This is a genomic window from Pseudomonas sp. GW821-FHT07B01 (assembly GCF_059419065.1).
Genome location: NZ_JBWKRA010000010.1, coordinates 57,948 through 76,811 on the forward strand (window position 1 = coordinate 57,948; position 18,864 = coordinate 76,811).

Sequence of the window (18,864 nt, forward strand, 5' to 3'; positions counted from 1 at the left end):
CTACGAGATGTACTGCTGGATATGACATGGCGCTAACGCGCAAAAAAAAAGGCGCAAGCCCCATGGGGTTGCGCCGTTGTCCTGTCTAAAAAAGTTACTGTAAAACTTCGATCACGCCGTCGGCGCTCATGTTGACCTGGCTGGTGCCGGCTTCCACTTCAGGCGTCGGTGCTGAATCGGCCATGGCGGCTTTCATCATCATGCCGCCATTGCGGGCGTAGGGCATCGGGTAGCCATTGGTGTTGAAGTTCAGGTTGACGATCTTGTAGCCCTTGCCACCGAGTGCATCGGTAGCCAGTTGCGCACGCGCCTTGAATGCAGCCACGGCATCTTTGAGCAGCGCATCTTCGCTGGCCTTGCGCGTGGCATCGGCGATGGCGAAGTCCATGCTGTCCATTTTCAGGGTGTTCAACAGCTCGCCGGTGAGTTTGGACAGGGCCGGGAAGTCCGCGCTTTCCATACGCAGTTCTGCACGTTCACGCCAGCCGGTGATCTTCTGGTTCTTGTTGTCGTAGATCGGGTAGCTGTTGCGACTGCCCTGGCGCAAGGTCACGCCTTTGACTTCGCGAGCCTGGCCCAGGGCCTGGTTCAGGGTGGTGGTGATTTCGGCCGCGAGCTTGGCCGGGTCGGCGTTTTGCGATTCGGTGTAAAGGGTGACGATCATCTTGTCGCGGGCCACTTCCTGGCTGACTTCGGCGCGCAGGGAGATCTGGTTGTAATTCAGTGCATCGGCGGCCATGGCCGGCAGGCTGGCCAGGGCGCTGGCGCTGAGGGTGAGAACAACTGCACTGCGAGTGAAACGAGACATGGAAGCTCCTCAGGATATTCGTGTTCGGTAAGACTGTAGACGTAGCCTTGGGGTTCGTCGGGTTTACACAATACAAATAAATTTCAGCGTGGCGTGCGCTACCCTCACGCCACGCGAGGACCCTGTTACAGGGCGGCCCCTTTTGGAGTAAACGTCACAGGCTTGTAGCTGAAATTCCACCATTTGAACGGATGATCGAAAATAGAATACGGGTTGGTCTTCACCGGCTTGAATTCTTTACCCGAAACGCCATCGTCGGGACTGGGATGATCGAAGGTTACAGGGGGTTTGCCGCTTTCGTAGATTGTCTGGTTATCTCCCAGGATCTCTTCGGGGGAGTATCGGGCAGTCAGTTCACCTATATAGCCTTTCACTGGGCGTCCGGTGAGCCGCTGAAATTGAGCGGCGAAGGAATTCTCGCCCTGCGCCCCGGAGTAACAGCTCAGAATGCGAATATTGTCATAGCTCTCCGGGAAGATGCCATTGCGCTTGAGCGTGTTGTACAACCCCTGCGGGGTGTGTTTGCCGCCTTTGTAATAAATATAGGTGCCATCGCCGTGGCCTATGATGTTGAGGCGATGCTCCAGGCCTTTTTTATTCATGTCGGTAAAAACGTGCAGGTTGTCTTCGACTTTGACCAGGTTTTCCTTGGTGCCCGTGAGGGTGACCAACTCACCGTCCGTCGACAGTGTTTCGGTGACCGGCGCCACAGGTTTCGATTCGGGGAGTAAGGAGGCAAAGTCATTGTCGACGTTAAGGTCGACCGAGGGCTTGCCCAGATGGGCATCAGTCACTGGCTGCCCAACGGGGCGTTGCGAACTGGCCGAGGCCCCTTCTTCCACCACTGTACCGGCCTGGGACAGCACGCGTGTGGCTACAGGCAGCGCGGCATTGAGCACGCCAAAAATCAAATGACCGGCGCCGCCGGGTTTGTCTTTGGCCAAATCGTCGGCGCCAATGCCTGCTTCGGTGATACCCGAGGCGATGTAAAGCCCATCCAGCGCCAACGCCACTTCGGGCACGGCGATGGCCACCGGAGCAAAGAGCATCGCGATCATGGCTGCCTTGCTGAGGCCCGACAGGATATTGGCTTTGGTGACGTCGGCATCAGTGGTGATCTGCGACTTGGCGTCGTTGAACGACCGATCATATTGGCGTTGGCTGATCTGTTGAAAGACATCGGCGGTGGCGTCGATATCAGGGCCGGTATTTGAACGCCCGGTGGCGTTGAAGCGCTGGAGGCTCAAGGTCGTTGCAGGAGGCCAGGTACGGTGGTGCGCATATTTGGGCCACACGGCCATCCCTTTGAGCATTTCACGCACGCCGCTTTTGAACGGGCCGCTGCTCAAGTCCTTGAAGGTGAAGTGTCCTTCCAGTGCCTTGAGTTTTTCCGGGTCTGCGGCTTGGCTCGCCAACCACTGCTTCATTTGCTCTACGCTGTCAAAAGCGTGGATTGGCGAAGAGTTGCCCGGGATGACCAGCAGTGTGCGGTTGATCGGTTTGCCATCGGCACCCTGGCGGGTGTTTTTGTCGGTGATCACCATCAGGTCAGTGGATTTGTATTGCCCTACGCTCAACAGGCCTACGTCTAGTCCAGGATCAGGCAGCGTCGGGCGTGTGAGGTCGTTGAACTGCGTATCGGCCCAGGCCAGGGTGTTGCCAGGCAGCCCCGCTGCGCGCAGGACCAGTTGTTTGTCTTCCTGCGTCAGGCTGCCCTCCTGATGTTGCGAGTGTGCAGCTTTGACGAGTGCTGCCTTGACCACGATAGGGTATTGACGGTCGTGCTTGTCCCAGAAGTCGTTAAGGAACTCGATGTAGGGGCGCTGGAAGTCAGTGGCCCAGACTTGCTCCTTGAAGTCCTTTGGCGATACTGACAGCTGGGTTGAAGGCGCATAGACCTGCGGGGTGCCGGGCGTGGAGGCGGTATAAATGCCTTGGTAGGTGTGGGTAATGTGGGCCGACTCGCGATTGGGGTTGAATCGGTCGGCGACGTCGAATACGCCTGGTGCAATATGGGGCAGGTCATCGACCAGCCTCACTGCTGGGCCGCCGACATAATGAGGAACCAGCGCCCCTCTTCCTTCGGGCGTGGTCTGGCTGTTTTTTACCAGGGCGTCCGTCAGCGTAATCTGTTCGACCAGCTTGGCTGGGTAGGGCGGCTTGCCGGTAGTGTTGTAATTGAACGTCGTCAGATACGTTCTGTCCGGGTCGATGTCCAGGTTCCACTTGTCTTTGAACAGTTGCTTGACCGTCTGCGCGGCATCTTGCGTTACCGACTTGAAGGCCAAGGCCAGGTTCTCGGCATTGCTGGCGCTGTCGATATTGATCCCCACATCCACGGGTACAATTGTTTTGTCATGGGCTCCCACCGTCTTGCCGGGATCGTGGTTCACGCTGACGAGTTCGTAACCGTCACCACCGTTATTGGATAAATCCCTGCGCACGCTTTCCACGAGGTATTGCTCGTTGTTCGGGCTCTGGTCTATCGCACGTCGCTGGCGGCTAAGAGTGGCACCTGATGGCGGTTCAGCGGTGTAGGGCCTTTGAGTGGGGAGTGCGTTATTCATCTGCATGAAAGCGTTCCTGAGTGGCGAGGCATGATAATGCCCATCGGTGGGAGGTAGGCCTCTGGGTGGTCCGATGCTCACCTTGGTTCCTGTAAGTAATGCGCCAAATTATTTAGGCAGGAGAAGGCAGCGCTGTGGCGGTTTGCCGCATAAGCCCTGTCATCCTCGTGTCTTGGTTATACTCGGTGCGATATACCCGCAGCGCTCATCAGGAGAGCTCATGCTCGCCGCCGTAAAACTGACTTCCGCCACTCGCCAGAACCTTTGGCGCCTGACGTTCATTCGCACCCTGGTACTGGCCGCACAGGCCGGTTCCGTCGGGCTTGCCTATTGGTTCGACCTGCTGCCGCTGCCCTGGCTGCAACTGGCCGTGACCCTGGGTTTTTCCACCGTATTGTGTGTGTTCACCGCCATTCGATTGCGTACCACTTGGCCGGTGACCGAGTTGGAATACGCCCTGCAACTGGCCTGTGACCTGTTTATCCACAGCGTGTTGCTGTACTTCTCCGGCGGCTCCACCAACCCCTTCGTCTCGTATTACCTGGTGCCCCTGACCATCGCCGCCGTCACCCTGCCGTGGCGCTATTCGGTGGTGCTGTCGGGCATTGCACTGACGCTGTACACCCTGCTGTTGGCGCAGTTCTACCCCTTGCAGACGTTCCCCATCGCCCGGGAAAACCTGCAGATCTACGGGATGTGGTTGAGCTTCGCCCTGTCTGCGGCAGTCATCACCTTCTTTGCCGCGCGCATGGCCGAAGAACTGCGCCGCCAGGAAGAACTGCGCGCTATTCGCCGTGAAGAAGGCCTGCGTGACCAGCAGTTGCTGGCTGTCGCCACCCAGGCCGCAGGCGCTGCCCATGAGTTGGGCACGCCGCTGGCGACCATGAGCGTGCTGCTCAAGGAAATGACCCAAGACCATCACGACCCGGCCCTGCAGGACGATTTGAGCGTGCTGCAGGAACAGGTCAAGCAGTGCAAGCTGACGTTGCAGCAACTGGTGCGCGCCGCCGAAGCCAATCGCCGTCTGGCGGTCGAAATGCAGGACGTCACCCAGTGGCTCGATGAGGCGCTCAACCGCTGGCACCTGATGCGTCCCGAAGCCAGTTACCGTTTCAACCTGCTGGGCCAAGGAAGCGTGCCGCGCATGGCGCCACCGCCGGACCTGACCCAGGCGCTGCTCAACTTGCTGAACAATGCAGCCGACGCTTGCCCTGAAGGCCTCGGCGTGCAGTTGGACTGGGACGCGGAAAACGTCACCATCAGCATTCGTGACCACGGCGCGGGCGTGCCGTTGGCCATTGCCGAGCAGATCGGCAAACCCTTCTTTACCACCAAGGGCAAAGGCTTCGGCCTGGGCCTGTTTTTGAGCAAGGCCAGCGTGACCCGCGCGGGCGGCTCAGTGAAGCTCTATAGTCATGAGGAAGGCGGCACGCTCACCGAGCTGCGCCTGCCCCGTGTCGCACGAGGAGATATCGATGAGTGACGAGATCCAAGTCGAAGGCGAAGAACTGCCGCACCTGTTGCTGGTAGATGACGACGCGACCTTTACCCGCGTGATGGCGCGCGCCATGAGCCGGCGCGGTTTTCGCGTCAGCACCGCAGGTTCTGCCGAAGAAGGTCTGACCATCGCCCAGTCCGACCTGCCGGACTACGCCGCCCTAGACCTGAAAATGGACGGCGACTCGGGCCTGGTACTGCTGCCCAAGCTGCTGGAACTCGACCCGGAAATGCGCGTGGTGATCCTCACCGGTTACTCCAGCATCGCCACCGCCGTCGAGGCGATCAAGCGCGGCGCCTGCAATTACCTGTGCAAACCCGCGGATGCCGACGACGTGCTGGCCGCCTTGCTGTCCGAGCATGCCGACCTCGACACCCTGGTGCCGGAAAACCCGATGTCGGTGGACCGCCTGCAGTGGGAACACATCCAGCGCGTGCTGACCGAACACGAAGGCAACATCTCCGCCACCGCCCGCGCTTTGGGCATGCACCGCCGCACCTTGCAGCGCAAGCTGCAAAAGCGCCCGGTACGACGCTGAACGGCGACTGAACAACCCGCTTCAGGCTGCACGGACGCACGAACCGATCACCTATGATCGGTTCAAACGCCTGTCACTTTTTCCTACCGAGCCTGAACGATGAATCAGAACGCTGAATACCGCGCGGTCAACGATGCGGTGCGTGGGCAATTCTTCCGCCGAACCTGGGCGATGATCACACCCTATTGGCGCAGTGAAGAGAAGGGCAGGGCCTGGCTGCTGCTGGCCGCAGTGATTGGCCTGTCGCTGTTCAGCGTGGCGATCTCCGTGTGGATCAACCACTGGTACAAAGACTTCTACAACGCCCTGGAGAAGAAAGACACCGCGGCCTTCTGGCAACTGATTGGCTATTTCGGCGGGATCGCGGCGGTGGCGATACTCGGCGCGGTGTACCGCCTTTACCTGACCCAGATGCTGACGATCCGCTGGCGCGCCTGGCTCACCGAAAAACACTTCAGCCGTTGGCTGGCCCACAAGAATTATTACCAGCTGGAGCAGGGCGGCTACACCGATAACCCGGACCAGCGGATTTCCGAAGACCTCAACAACTTCACGTCCGGTACCTTGAGCCTGGGCCTTGGGTTGCTGCGTAACGTGGTCAGCCTGGTGTCATTCTCGATCATCCTGTGGGGCGTCTCGGGTAGCATCGAAGTGTTCGGCGTCACCATCCCCGGTTACATGTTCTGGTGTGCACTGCTGTACGCCGCGGTGGGCAGTTGGCTGACGCACTTGATCGGCCGGCGCTTGATCAGCCTCAGCAATCAACAGCAACGCTTCGAAGCGGACCTGCGTTTTTCCATGGTTCGGGTGCGCGAGAATGCCGAAAGTATTGCCCTGTACAACGGCGAGCCGAATGAAAGGCAGCGCCTGAGTTCGCGCTTCGGCAAGGTCTGGCAGAACTTCTGGGACATCATGAAAGTATCCAAGCGCCTAACCTTTTTCACGGCCGGCTACAGCCAGATCGCGATCATCTTCCCCTTTATCGTCGCCGCGCCGCGCTACTTCACTGGCAAGATCGAGCTGGGCGAGCTGATGCAAATCAACTCGGCGTTCGGCAACGTGCAAGAGAACTTCAGTTGGTTTATCAACGCCTATTCGGAACTGGCGACATGGCGCGCCACCAGCGACCGTCTGCTGAGTTTCCAGCAGGCCATGAGCGACAACGAGCAACGTACGCCGGCGATCGACGTGCGCCCTGAAGGCGAGCGCCTGGTGATCAAGGACTTGGGCATGGACCTGGCCGACGGCCGTCACCTGCTCACCGATGCCGACATGACCGTGGAGCCTGGCGAGCGCGTCATGCTCAGCGGGCGTTCCGGCAGCGGCAAGAGCACTTTGCTGCGGGCGATGGGGCATCTGTGGCCTGCCGGTCATGGCAGCATTCGCTTACCGGCGACGCGCTATCTGTTCCTGCCACAGAAGCCTTACTTGCCGATTGGTACGCTCAAGGCCGTGTTGAGTTATCCACAGGACGACAGCGTCTATCCGGTAGAACGTTATGCACAGGTCCTGGAGACTTGCCGCCTGCCGCACCTGGTCAATCGCCTGGATGAAGCCAACCACTGGCAACGCATGCTCTCGCCGGGTGAGCAACAGCGCCTGGCCTTTGCCCGTGCGCTGTTGTTTGCACCGCGATGGCTGTACATGGATGAGGCAACCTCGGCCATGGATGAAGAAGACGAAGCAACCTTGTACCAGGCGTTGATCGATGAGTTGCCGGGGTTGAGCATCGTCAGCGTCGGCCACCGCAGCAGCCTCAAGCGCTTTCATGGGCGACATGTGCGCATTGACGGTGGGCGGTTGCAGGAACAACAACTTACTTGAGCGCCTGCTCGCTCAATGTGGGAGCCGGGCTTGCCCGCGATGGCGGAGTGTCTGAGGCAGGTGTGTCAACGGGCACACCGCTATCGCAGGCAAGCCAGCTCCCACAGGGGCATGGTGTTGTCTGATGGTTCAGGCACCCAACAAAAAGCCCGGCTGATCATCGATCAGCCGGGCTTTTTTATTGCCCGAAGATGACTTACTTCTTCAAGCCGTAATGCTCATCCAACATGCCTGGAGCGTTCGGCGTCTTTGGCGCGTAGTCCCGTGGTGGCTCCTGGTTTTCCCGAGGCGGGGTCAGGCGTTCCCGTGGGGTTTGCGGTGCATCGGAATGCAGCGCGGCCAGCAGGCGCTGGCGGGTGATGTCGTCGAGGGCCAGGCGGTTAGCGCCATCGGCGAGGTGATCCTGTACTTCCTGGTAGCTCTGGGTGAGCTTCTTGACCAGGGTCGCGGTGCTGTTGAAGTGGGTAACAACCTCGTTCTGATAACTGTCAAAACGTTCCTGAATGTCATCCAGCTGACGCTGCGTGCGGTTAGGCGCGGCATTCGGCAGCAGGCGGGCAACCAGGAAACCAATGGCGACACCGGCAACCAGGGCAAGAGTCGGCAACAACCAAACTAAGAGCGAGTGTTCCACGAGTCCTTCCTCTATAAACGGCTTTGCTTTACGTTAACGGCTCAAACCTGCGCTGTATACCGCGATTAAGCTCGCAATGATGCCATGCACAGACTTTTAGCTAGACGAGTCGACCCCTTGAGAGGTCACGGAGTTCATCCTTGCTCATGCGTGAAACCCCCGTTTTGATCGATGGCCCGGTGGGCCAATTGGAAGCCTTGTACCTGGATCACCCCGAACCACGTGGCCTGGCGCTGGTTTGCCACCCTAACCCCGTGCAGGGTGGGACCATGCTCAATAAAGTCGTCTCGACCCTGCAACGCACTGCCCGCGATGCGGGTTTGATTACTTTGCGTTTCAATTACCGTGGTGTGGGTGCCAGCGCCGGTACTCACGATATGGCCACCGGTGAGGTCGACGATGCTGAAGCGGCCGCCACCTGGCTGCGGGAAAAACACCCGGACCTGCCGATCACCTTGCTGGGTTTTTCTTTCGGTGGGTATGTGGCCGCCAGCCTCGGCGGCCGCCTGGAAGCCAAAGGTGAAAAGCTCGCACACCTGTTCATGATTGCCGCTGCGGTGATGCGCCTGCGCGATACCGACGCGTTACCGCTGGGCTGCCCGTTGACCCTGATCCAACCGGAAAGCGACGAAGTGGTTGACCCGCAGCTGGTGTACGACTGGTCCGCCGCCCTCAAACGCCCCCATGAGTTGCTGAAAGTGGCAGAATGCGGACACTTTTTCCACGGCAAGCTGACCGATCTCAAGGATCTGGTGCTGCCACGCCTTTCGAATTGATGACAAGCGATCACCCATGACGACCCGTACCCGTATCCTCACCGGCATCACCACCACCGGCACGCCGCACCTGGGCAACTACGCCGGTGCGATTCGCCCGGCGATCCTCGCCAGCGAAGACGCGAATGCCGATTCCTTCTACTTCCTGGCCGACTACCACGCCCTGATCAAATGCGATGACCCGCAGCGCATCCAGCGCTCGCGTATGGAAATCGCCGCGACCTGGCTGGCCGGTGGCCTGGATGTGAACCGGGTGACCTTCTACCGCCAGTCGGACATCCCGGAAATTCCGGAGCTGACCTGGCTGCTGACCTGCGTTGCCGCCAAGGGCCTGCTCAACCGCGCCCATGCCTACAAGGCCTCGGTGGACAAGAACGTGGAGAACGGCGAAGACCCGGATGCGGGGATCAGCATGGGCCTGTACAGCTACCCGGTGCTGATGGCAGCGGACATCCTGATGTTCAACGCGCACAAGGTGCCGGTGGGCCGCGACCAGATCCAGCACGTGGAAATGGCCCGCGACATCGGCCAGCGCTTCAACCACCTGTTCGGCAACGGTAAAGAATTCTTCACCATGCCCGAGGCGTTGATCGAAGAAAGCGTGGCCACCTTGCCAGGCCTGGATGGTCGCAAGATGTCCAAGAGCTACGACAACACCATCCCGTTGTTCACCAGCGCCAAGGACATGAAGGACGCGATCTCGCGGATCGTCACCGACTCGCGCGCGCCAGGCGAAGCCAAGGACCCGGACAATTCGCACCTGTTCACCCTGTACCAGGCGTTCGCGACCAAGGCCCAGGAAGCCGAATTCCGTGGTCAGTTGCTAGAAGGCCTGGGCTGGGGCGAGGCGAAGAACCGTCTGTTCCAACTGCTCGACGGCCAGCTCGGCGAAGCGCGCGAGCGTTACCATCAACTGATGGCGCGCCCATCGGACATGGAGGACCTGCTGCAGGTCGGCGCCAAGAAGGCCCGCGCTGTGGCGGCACCGTTCCTGGCCGAGCTGCGTGAAGCGGTGGGCCTGCGTTCGTTCGTCAACCAGGCGGCGGCGCCGGTCGCCACCAAGAAAAAAGCAGCGAGGGCTGCACGGTTTGTGAGCTTCCGTGAAGACGATGGCAGCTTCCGCTTCCGCCTGCTGGCCGCTGATGGCGAGCAACTGCTGCTGTCGCGCAACTTTGCCGATGGCAAAGCAGCCGGCGCGGTGACCAAGCAACTGCAAAGTGGTGATGCGCTGGACGTGCGCGCCGAGGCCCTGGGCTTCAGCGTATGGCTGGACGGCGCCGCAGTCGCTGACAGCGCCGAGTACGCCGATCAAGCATCGCGTGACGCGGCCATCGAAGCCTTGCGCGCTGCGTTAACCCCAATCGAGGATTAACCCGACCAAGGGTTGATTGCCATTATCCAGGGCCGTCGTTACAGTGTCGGCCCGTTTTTGTTGCCTTGCTAACGAAATTATGACGCCCCTAGAACGATATCAAGCTGATCTGAAACGCCCCGAGTTCTTCCACGACGCGGCCCAGGAAAATGCCGTGCGTCATTTGCAGCGCCTGTACGAGGACCTCGTGGCCGCGTCGCAAAGCAAGCCAGGGATGTTCAGCAAGCTGTTTGGCAAGAAAGACCACACGCCGGTCAAGGGCCTGTATTTCTGGGGCGGCGTGGGCCGTGGCAAGACTTACCTGGTAGACACCTTCTTTGAAGCGCTGCCGTTCAAGGAAAAGGTGCGTACGCACTTCCACCGCTTCATGAAGCGCGTGCACGAAGAGATGAAGACCCTGCCGGGCGAGAAAAACCCGCTGACCATCATCGCCAAGCGTTTCTCCCAAGAGGCCCGGGTGATCTGCTTCGATGAATTCTTCGTCTCCGACATCACCGACGCCATGATCCTTGGCACGCTGATGGAAGAACTGTTCAAGAACGGTGTGACCCTGGTGGCCACGTCGAACATCGTGCCCGATGGCCTGTACAAGGACGGCCTGCAACGTGCGCGCTTCCTGCCGGCCATTGCGCTGATCAAGCAGAACACCGATATCGTCAACGTCGACAGCGGCGTCGACTACCGCTTGCGTCACCTGGAGCAAGCCGAGCTGTTCCACTTCCCGCTCAACGAAGCGGCGCACGAAAGCCTGAAGAAAAGCTTCCGTGCGCTGACGCCGGAATGCACGCAAGCGGTGGAAAACGACAAGCTGATGATCGAGAACCGCGAAATCATCGCGCTGCGCACCTGCGATGACGTGGCCTGGTTCGAGTTCCGCCAACTGTGCGACGGGCCACGCAGCCAGAACGATTACATCGAGCTGGGCAAGATCTTCCACGCCGTGATCTTGAGTGGTGTGGAACAGATGGGCGTGACCACCGACGATATCGCCCGACGGTTCATCAACATGGTCGATGAGTTCTACGACCGTAACGTCAAGCTGATCATCTCGGCGGAAGTCGAACTCAAGGACCTCTATACCGGCGGCCGCTTGAATTTCGAATTCCAGCGCACCCTGAGCCGTTTGCTGGAAATGCAGTCCCACGAGTTCCTGTCGCGCGGGCACAAGCCTTAATCAATCTCCGGCTCAATGGAGATCTAATGTGGGAGCCGGGCTTGCCCGCGATGGGGGTGTATCAGCCAACTATAGGCTGGCTGATACACCGTCATCGCAGGCAAGCCAGCTCCCACAATGGTTTGTGTTGGTCTGAGGTCAGGCGGCTTGCTGGAATTGCTGCCTGTACTGGTTCGGCGACAACTCCGTGTGCTGCCTGAACAACCGCGCAAAGAAACTCGCATCGTCGTAACCCACCTCGTAGCTGATGGTCTTGATGCTCTTGCGGCTGCCCGAGAGCAGGCCCTTGGCGGTCTCGATGCGCAGGCGTTGCAGGTAATGCAGCGGCTTGTCACCGGTCGCGGTCTGGAAGCGGCGCATGAAGTTGCGGATGCTCATGCCGTGTTCCCGGGCGACGTCTTCAAAGCGGAATTTGTCGGCAAAGTGCTCTTCAAGCCAATGCTGGATCTGCAGGATGATCACGTCCTGATGCAGCTTCTGCCCGCCAAACCCGATCCGCCCCGGTGAATAGTTGCGCTGCACCTCATAGAGAATGTCGCGGGCCACCGCCTGGGCGATGTTGGCGCCGCAGAAGCGTTCGATCAGGTAGATATAAAGGTCGCAGGCCGACGTGGTGCCACCGGCGCAATACAGGTTATCGGCATCCGTGAGGTGCTTGTCCTGATTGAGCTGCACCTTGGGGAAACGCTCGCTGAAGGCATTGAAGAAGCGCCAGTAGGTGGTCGCCTCCTTGCCATCGAGCAGCCCGGCTTCGGCCAGCCAGAACACCCCGGTGGCCTCGCCGCAGAGTACGGCGCCGCGGGCGTGCTGTTCGCGCAGCCACGGCAGCACTTGCGGGTAGCGCGAGCACAGGGCATCGAAGTCGTCCCAGAAAGCTGGCAGCACAATGATGTCGGCGTCTTCGAGGCCGCCGTCCACCGGCATGATCACATCGCTGAAGCTGCGCACGGACTGGCCGTCGGGGCTGACCAGGCGCGTTTCGAACCCTGGAGTCAGGCCCAGGCCTTGCTGTTTGCCATGGCGCAGGCTGGCGAGATGGAAGAAATCCTTGGCTTGCATGAGGGTTGAAGCGAATACCCGATCAATGGCCAAAATGCTGACGCGCCGCAACGGCGTGGAGATTTGGTTAGACATAATTTCATTTATTCTTATAGGGGAAAGTGGTCACCAGACGGCTGGATCGTCTTATTTTTTGTCGCATGTGTCCAGTGTCCCGTGACGCCTTCGGGGCATAGGCTCTGTGGGCTCGTCCTTGTCCGACAATCCACGCAGGTGACCCATGATCCCCAGAACCTTGTTCAGCTCGGAGCACGAACTCTTCCGTGAGAGCGTGCGCACCTTTCTCGAAAAGCACGCCGTGCCCTTCCATGGGCAATGGGAAAAGCAGGGCTATATCGAACGTAACCTGTGGAACCAGGCGGGGGAGGCGGGCATGTTGTGTTCCCACCTGCCAGAGGAATATGGCGGGCTGGGCGCGGATTTTCTCTACAGCGCGGTGGTGATCGAAGAAGTCAGCCGCCTGGGTTTGACCGGCATCGGCTTTTCCCTGCACTCGGATATCGTCGCGCCTTACATCCTGCATTACGGCAGTGAAGCACTGAAGCACAAGTACCTGCCCAAGTTGATCTCCGGGGAGATGGTCACGGCCATTGCCATGACCGAGCCGGGCGCCGGTTCTGACCTGCAAGGGGTCAAGACCAGCGCAGTGCTGGACGGCGATGAGTATGTGATCAACGGCTCCAAGACCTTTATCACCAACGGCTACCTGGCTGATCTGGTGATTGTCGTCGCCAAGACCGATCCCAAGGCGGGCGCCAAGGGCACCAGCCTGTTCCTGGTGGAAGCCGACACGCCGGGCTTCGACAAGGGCAAGCGCCTTGAGAAAGTCGGCATGAAGGCGCAGGACACCTCGGAGCTGTTCTTCCAGGATGTGCGCGTGCCCAAGGAAAACCTGCTGGGCCAGGCGGGCATGGGCTTTGCCTACCTGATGCAGGAACTGCCACAAGAACGCCTGACCGTGGCGATTGGCGCGCTGTCTTCAGCCGAAGCGGCGTTGCAATGGACCCTCGAGTACACGCGAGAGCGCAAGGCGTTCGGCAAGGCGATTGCCGATTTCCAGAACACCCGGTTCAAGCTGGCGGAGATGGCCACCGAGATTCAGATTGGCCGCGTGTTTGTCGATCAGTGCATGGCCTTGCATCTGGAAGGCAAGCTGGACGTGCCCACAGCGGCGATGGCCAAGTACTGGGCCACGGACCTGCAATGCAAGGTGCTCGATGAGTGCGTGCAGTTGCATGGCGGCTACGGCTTCATGTGGGAATACCCGATTGCCCGGGCCTGGGCGGATGCGCGGGTGCAGCGCATTTATGCGGGGACCAATGAGATCATGAAAGAGATCATTGCGCGGGCGCTTTGATTGTTAGGTGCTCTTGATTGATCGTTCCCACGCTCCGCGTGGGAACGCCTCATGTGACGCTCCGCGTCACGACTCTGAAAGCGGACGCAGAGCGTCCGAGGCGGCATTCCCACGCAGAGCGTGGGAACGATCAGTGCGGATCAATCAAGGTGCTGGATTCGGATGATCCTTCTGAATCGCCTCAATCCCTTCCAGCACCTCTTTCGACAATTTCAGTTCGGCACTGGCGATGTTGCTGTCCAGTTGTTCCAGTGATGTGGCCCCAATGATATTGCTGGTCACAAACGGCTGCTGTGTCACAAACGCCAGCGCCATCTGCGCCGGGTCCAGGCCATGCTCGCGCGCCAACGCCACATACCGGCTGCACGCCGCTTCCGATTGCGGGTTGAAGTAGCGGCTGAAGCGGCTGTACTCGGTCAGGCGCGCCTTGGCCGGGCGAGCGCCATTTTCGTACTTGCCACTGAGCATGCCGAACGCCAAAGGCGAATAGGCCAGCAAGCCGCACTGCTCACGAATGGCAACCTCCGCCAGGCCCACTTCAAAGCTGCGGTTGAGCAGGTTGTAGGGGTTCTGGATCGACACTGCACGTGGCCAGCCGCGGGCTTCGGCCAGGGCGAGGAACTTCATGGTGCCCCACGGCGTTTCGTTGGACAGGCCAATGTGGCGGATCTTGCCGGCCTTTACCTGTTCATCCAGGGCTTCGAGCGTTTCCTCCAGTGGGGTGAGGTCGTCTTCGTCCTTGTGCTTGTAGCTCAACTGGCCGAAGAAGTTGGTGCTGCGCTCCGGCCAGTGCAGTTGGTAGAGGTCGATCCACTCGGTCTGCAGGCGCTTGAGGCTGGCGTCGAGGGCTGCGCCAATGTGCTTGCGGTTGTGGCGCAGGTGGCCATCGCGGATATAGTCGATGGTGTTGCCGGGGCCGGCGATTTTGCTGGCAAGGATCCAGTCGGCGCGGTCACCACGGCTTTTGAAGTAGTTGCCGATGTAGCGCTCGGTGGTGGCGTAGGTGTCGGCCTTGGGCGGCACCGGGTACATTTCTGCAGTGTCGAGGAAGTTGATCCCCGCGGCCTTGGCCCGTTCGATCTGCGCGAAGGCCTCTGCCTCGCTGTTCTGCTCGCCCCAGGTCATGGTGCCCAACGCGATCGCGCTGACATTCAGATCGGTGCGGCCCAGCTGTCGGTAATCCATCGGGTACTCCTTCGGGGTAAAACAATCATAAAAGCAGGTTGAATTTTTTTTCGCAATCTGCATAATTGCCCACCTCTTTCTGCAGTGGAAGTGATGCGCCGCCTGCCGAAGAATCTTGCCGTTGAACGGACGCGCCGACCCGAGCCCCCGATAGCGTCTGTATCCGGCTGCCTTTGACCTTGTCAAAGTACGCACTATTCAGTAAGATCCGCCGTCTAAATTTACAGGCGGCCCCTGAGGCTATTAAAGAATGACAACTTTTACTGCAAAACCGGAAACAGTTCAGCGCGACTGGTTTGTCGTCGACGCCGCTGGTCAGACCCTGGGTCGTCTGGCCACTGAAGTCGCCAGCCGTCTGCGTGGCAAGCACAAGCCTGAATACACCCCGCACGTTGATACCGGCGACTACATCGTCATCATCAACGCTGAGCAGGTTCGTGTAACCGGCAACAAAGCAAGCGACAAAATGTACTACCGTCACTCCGGTTTCCCAGGCGGTATCAAGTCTTCCAACTTCGAAGGCCTGATTGCCAAGAAGCCTGAAGCCCCGATCGAAATCGCGGTCAAAGGCATGCTGCCTAAGGGCCCACTGGGTCGCGATATGTTTCGCAAGCTGAAAGTCTATGCGGGCGCTGTACACCCTCATGCTGCTCAGCAGCCCCAAGAACTGAAGTTTTAACGGAATAGTTCATTATGTCGGCGACTCAAAATTACGGCACTGGCCGTCGCAAAACCGCAACCGCACGCGTTTTCCTGCGTCCGGGCACTGGTAACATCTCGATCAACAACCGCTCCCTGGACAACTTCTTCGGTCGCGAAACTGCCCGCATGGTAGTTCGTCAGCCGCTGGAATTGACCGAGACCGTTGAAAAGTTCGACATCTACGTCACCGTTATCGGTGGCGGTGTAAGTGGTCAAGCTGGCGCAATCCGCCACGGTATCACTCGCGCTCTGATGCAGTACGACGAAACCCTGCGTGGCGCTCTGCGCAAAGCTGGCTTCGTGACTCGCGATGCTCGTGAAGTTGAACGTAAGAAAGTCGGTCTGCGTAAAGCGCGTAAGCGTCCGCAGTACTCGAAGCGTTAATTCGCTTTACGTTCCACAAAAACGCCCAGCCTCCTCACGGAGCTGGGCGTTTTTTATTGCCTGCGATTTATGCACATTTTTCGCCGTGACAACTTGCCACATCCGTAGACCCCCTATACTACAAGGCCTGGAGGCGGAGCCCCGGGCAATTCCCTTGTCATACGTGGGGCTTTTCATTACCATCCGTCAAAATTTTTATAAGTAAAGATTCAACACTTAGTAGACGCCTGATTTAACAGGCCAAAAAGCTGATGGGAGAGGACTGAATGAGCAATGACGGCGTGAATGCAGGCCGGCGTCGCTTCTTGGTAGCAGCCACATCCGTGGTGGGTGCTGCAGGAGCGGTGGGGGCTGCGGTCCCGTTCGTGGGGTCATGGTTTCCCAGTGCCAAGGCGAAAGCCGCAGGTGCACCGGTGAAGGTGAATGTCAGCAAGATCGAGCCAGGCCAGCAGATGATTGCTGAGTGGCGCGGCCAGCCGGTTTTCATTGTTCGTCGTACCGAGGAAATCCTGGGGAATCTGAAGAAGATCGAAGGCCAGCTGTCTGACCCGACGTCCGAAAAGTCCGACCAGCCCGCCTACGCCAAGAACGAAGCGCGTTCGATCAAGCCAGAGATTCTGCTGCTGGTTGGTCTGTGTACCCACTTGGGTTGTTCACCTACCTTCCGCCCGGAAGTGGCGCCTGTCGACTTGGGCAAAGACTGGGTCGGCGGTTATTTCTGCCCGTGCCACGGTTCCCACTATGACCTCGCCGGCCGCGTCTACAAATCCCAGCCCGCGCCCCTGAACCTGCCGGTTCCTCCTCACAATTACGAATCTGACGACATCATTGTCATTGGCCTCGACAAGGAGAACGCGTGATGAGCAAGTTCATGGATTGGGTGGATGCGCGCTTCCCCGCCACTAAAATGTGGGAAGACCATCTCAGCAAATATTACGCGCCGAAAAACTTCAACTTCTTCTACTTCTTCGGCTCCCTGGCCTTGTTGGTGCTGGTCAACCAGATCGTCACCGGCGTGTGGTTGACGATGAGCTACACGCCGTCGGCGGAAGAGGCGTTTGCCTCTGTTGAATACATCATGCGTGATGTCGAGTACGGCTCGATCCTGCGCCTGCTGCACTCCACCGGTGCGTCGGCGTTCTTTATCGTCGTCTACCTGCACATGTTCCGCGGCCTGCTCTACGGCTCGTACCAGAAGCCTCGTGAGCTGGTGTGGGTCTTCGGCATGTTGATCTATCTGGCACTGATGGCCGAAGCCTTTATGGGCTACCTGCTACCTTGGGGCCAGATGTCGTACTGGGGCGCCCAGGTGATCATCTCGCTGTTCGGCGCAATCCCGGTGATCGGCAACGACCTGACCCAGTGGATTCGTGGTGACTACCTGATCTCCGGCATTACCCTGAACCGCTTCTTCGCCCTGCACGTGGTTGCCTTGCCGATCGTGATCCTGGGCCTGGTGGTCTTGCATATCCTGGCGCTGCACGAAGTGGGTTCCAACAACCCGGATGGCGTGGACATCAAGAAGCACAAGGACGAGAACGGCATCCCGCTGGATGGCATTCCGTTCCACCCGTACTACACCGTGAAAGACATTGTCGGCGTGGTCGTGTTCCTGTTTGTGTTCTGCTCGATCGTGTTCTTTTTCCCGGAGATGGGTGGTTATTTCCTGGAGAAGCCTAACTTCGAACAGGCCAACGCCTTCAAGACACCTGAGCACATTGCCCCGGTCTGGTACTTCACGCCGTTCTACGCGATCTTGCGCGCGATCCCCGACAAACTCATGGGCGTGATCGCCATGGGCGCGGCCATCGCGGTGCTGTTCGTGCTGCCGTGGCTCGACCGTAGCCCGGTCAAGTCAATGCGCTACAAAGGCTGGCTGAGCAAGATCTGGCTGTGGGTGTTCTGCATTTCGTTCGTGATCCTGGGTGTGTTGGGTGTATTGGCGCCCACCCCTGAGCGGACGTTGCTGTCGCAGGTCTGCACCTTCCTGTACTTCGCCTACTTTATTCTGATGCCGTTCTATACCCGGCTCGAGAAGACCAAACCGGTTCCGGAAAGGGTGACTGGCTGATGAAAAAATTACTCGTTGCATTCGTGCTTGCGGCACTGCCGCTACTGTCCTTCGCTGCCGAACATGGTGCGCAGCTGGAAAAAGTCGATATCGATGTGTCTGACAAAGCCGCCATGCAGGATGGGCTGCGTACATTCACCAACTACTGCATGGGGTGCCACAGCGCCAAGTTCCAACGGTACGAGCGCGTTGCCGATGACCTGGGCATTCCCCATGAAGTGATGCTCAGCCACGCGGTGTTCACAGGCGCCAAGATCGGCGACCACATGAACATCGGCATGCAACCGGCCGACGCCAAGACCTGGTTCGGCGCCGCACCGCCCGACCTTACCCTGGTGGCCCGTGTACGCGGTACCGACTGGCTCTACGGTTACCTCAAGTCCTTCTACGAAGACCCTGCACGCCCCTATGGCGTGAACAACAAAGTCTTCCCGAACGTCGGCATGCCGAACGTTCTGGTCGGCCTGCAGGGGCGCCAAGTGGTAGGATGCAAGCAGGTTCAGGTCGTTGAAGACGGCAAGAAGCAATATGATCCGTTGACCGGCACGCCGTTGACCCATGAAGCGTGCGATCAACTGACCATCGTGCCCAAGACCGGTACGCTGAACGAAGAGCAGTTCGACGAGAAGGTCAAGAACCTGGTGACCTTCCTGGCCTACTCGGCCAACCCGGTCAAACTGCAGCATCAGCGCATCGGTACCTACGTCTTGCTGTACCTGGCTTTCTTCTTCGTATTCGCTTATTTGCTCAAGCGTGAATACTGGAAGGATGTGCATTGATCCAACCGTAAGCAATTGCTGTTAATCTTGCGCGCCCAGCGGCATCTCTGAACACGTAGCGCCGGTTTGAACCGGTCGTTACAGGGATGCTTTCTGGGCGCGCTCGTTTTTGAGCTTTCGATAATTTCAACAAGCG

At 59.0% G+C, this 18,864-nt stretch carries 17 protein-coding genes; 12 read left to right on the forward strand and 5 right to left on the reverse strand.

Annotated features, from left to right (window positions below; genetic code table 11):
* Positions 1-94: 94 nt before the first annotated feature.
* Together AC07S6_RS13220 and AC07S6_RS13225 are read right to left on the reverse strand one after the other, a co-directional pair.
* A complete protein-coding gene (locus AC07S6_RS13220; protein WP_495112464.1) occupies positions 95-808 on the reverse strand; it encodes an SIMPL domain-containing protein in 714 nt (237 codons plus the stop codon).
* Between the two features lie 125 nt (positions 809-933).
* Positions 934-3,381, reverse strand: a complete 2,448-nt coding sequence (locus AC07S6_RS13225; protein WP_495112465.1) for a dermonecrotic toxin domain-containing protein — start codon at positions 3,379-3,381, stop codon at positions 934-936.
* Between the two features lie 214 nt (positions 3,382-3,595).
* Between AC07S6_RS13225 and AC07S6_RS13230 the strand changes: the two genes are divergently transcribed.
* The 3 genes from AC07S6_RS13230 to AC07S6_RS13240 all read left to right on the forward strand — a co-directional run bounded on the left by AC07S6_RS13230 (position 3,596) and on the right by AC07S6_RS13240 (position 7,235).
* Positions 3,596-4,858 (forward strand): ATP-binding protein, encoded by a 1,263-nt coding sequence (locus tag AC07S6_RS13230; RefSeq protein WP_003188495.1) that lies wholly within the window; start codon positions 3,596-3,598, stop codon positions 4,856-4,858.
* The gene (locus tag AC07S6_RS13235; protein ID WP_134658702.1) at positions 4,851-5,411 is read left to right on the forward strand and encodes a response regulator transcription factor; all 561 of its coding nucleotides are present in this window, start codon (positions 4,851-4,853) and stop codon (positions 5,409-5,411) included. The genes AC07S6_RS13230 and AC07S6_RS13235 overlap by 8 nt, the downstream gene beginning before the upstream one ends.
* A gap of 99 nt (positions 5,412-5,510) precedes the next feature.
* Positions 5,511-7,235, forward strand: coding sequence for an ABC transporter ATP-binding protein/permease (locus AC07S6_RS13240; RefSeq protein ID WP_495112466.1), 1,725 nt, complete (start codon positions 5,511-5,513; stop codon positions 7,233-7,235).
* 196 nt (positions 7,236-7,431) lie between these two features.
* On the opposite strand, the gene AC07S6_RS13245 is transcribed toward AC07S6_RS13240, so the two are convergent.
* A complete protein-coding gene (locus tag AC07S6_RS13245; protein WP_003171734.1) occupies positions 7,432-7,869 on the reverse strand; it encodes a Z-ring associated ZapG family protein in 438 nt (145 codons plus the stop codon).
* Between the two features lie 146 nt (positions 7,870-8,015).
* On the opposite strand from AC07S6_RS13245, the gene AC07S6_RS13250 reads away from it, so the two are divergent.
* The 3 genes from AC07S6_RS13250 (at position 8,016) to zapE (ending at position 11,191) form a co-directional block, all read left to right on the forward strand.
* Complete coding sequence (locus tag AC07S6_RS13250; protein ID WP_073843252.1) at positions 8,016-8,645, forward strand: alpha/beta hydrolase; 630 nt, start codon at positions 8,016-8,018, stop codon at positions 8,643-8,645.
* 16 nt (positions 8,646-8,661) lie between these two features.
* Positions 8,662-10,017 (forward strand): tryptophan--tRNA ligase, encoded by a 1,356-nt coding sequence (locus AC07S6_RS13255; protein WP_495112467.1) that lies wholly within the window; start codon positions 8,662-8,664, stop codon positions 10,015-10,017.
* Between the two features lie 79 nt (positions 10,018-10,096).
* Entirely contained in the window at positions 10,097-11,191 is a 1,095-nt protein-coding gene (zapE, locus tag AC07S6_RS13260; RefSeq protein WP_003188500.1) for a cell division protein ZapE, read from the forward strand.
* Between the two features lie 138 nt (positions 11,192-11,329).
* Here zapE and AC07S6_RS13265 read toward each other — a convergent pair whose 3' ends face one another.
* Positions 11,330-12,250 carry a GlxA family transcriptional regulator gene (locus AC07S6_RS13265; protein ID WP_169918830.1) on the reverse strand — a complete coding sequence of 307 codons (921 nt, stop codon included), beginning with the start codon at positions 12,248-12,250 and terminating at the stop codon, positions 11,330-11,332.
* 220 nt (positions 12,251-12,470) lie between these two features.
* Here AC07S6_RS13265 and AC07S6_RS13270 point away from each other — a divergent pair, with 220 nt between their 5' ends.
* On the forward strand, positions 12,471-13,607 hold the full coding sequence (locus tag AC07S6_RS13270; protein ID WP_054897031.1) for an acyl-CoA dehydrogenase family protein: 1,137 nt from the start codon (positions 12,471-12,473) through the stop codon (positions 13,605-13,607).
* Positions 13,608-13,751: 144 nt separating this feature from the next.
* On the opposite strand, the gene AC07S6_RS13275 is transcribed toward AC07S6_RS13270, so the two are convergent.
* Positions 13,752-14,792: an NADP(H)-dependent aldo-keto reductase gene (locus tag AC07S6_RS13275; RefSeq protein WP_495112468.1), complete on the reverse strand. Its 1,041-nt coding sequence runs from the start codon at positions 14,790-14,792 to the stop codon at positions 13,752-13,754.
* 250 nt (positions 14,793-15,042) lie between these two features.
* Here AC07S6_RS13275 and rplM point away from each other — a divergent pair, with 250 nt between their 5' ends.
* The 5 genes from rplM (at position 15,043) to AC07S6_RS13300 (ending at position 18,728) form a co-directional block, all read left to right on the forward strand.
* The gene (rplM, locus tag AC07S6_RS13280) at positions 15,043-15,471 is read left to right on the forward strand and encodes a 50S ribosomal protein L13 (RefSeq protein WP_003188508.1); all 429 of its coding nucleotides are present in this window, start codon (positions 15,043-15,045) and stop codon (positions 15,469-15,471) included.
* Positions 15,472-15,485: 14 nt separating this feature from the next.
* A complete protein-coding gene (gene rpsI / locus AC07S6_RS13285) occupies positions 15,486-15,878 on the forward strand; it encodes a 30S ribosomal protein S9 (RefSeq protein ID WP_002555064.1) in 393 nt (130 codons plus the stop codon).
* A gap of 266 nt (positions 15,879-16,144) precedes the next feature.
* Positions 16,145-16,738, forward strand: a complete 594-nt coding sequence (gene petA / locus AC07S6_RS13290; RefSeq protein WP_003188524.1) for a ubiquinol-cytochrome c reductase iron-sulfur subunit — start codon at positions 16,145-16,147, stop codon at positions 16,736-16,738.
* A complete protein-coding gene (locus AC07S6_RS13295; RefSeq protein WP_003188526.1) occupies positions 16,738-17,949 on the forward strand; it encodes a cytochrome b in 1,212 nt (403 codons plus the stop codon). The genes petA and AC07S6_RS13295 overlap by 1 nt, the downstream gene beginning before the upstream one ends.
* Positions 17,949-18,728, forward strand: a complete 780-nt coding sequence (locus AC07S6_RS13300; RefSeq protein WP_014716911.1) for a cytochrome c1 — start codon at positions 17,949-17,951, stop codon at positions 18,726-18,728. The genes AC07S6_RS13295 and AC07S6_RS13300 overlap by 1 nt, the downstream gene beginning before the upstream one ends.
* Positions 18,729-18,864: the final 136 nt, after the last annotated feature.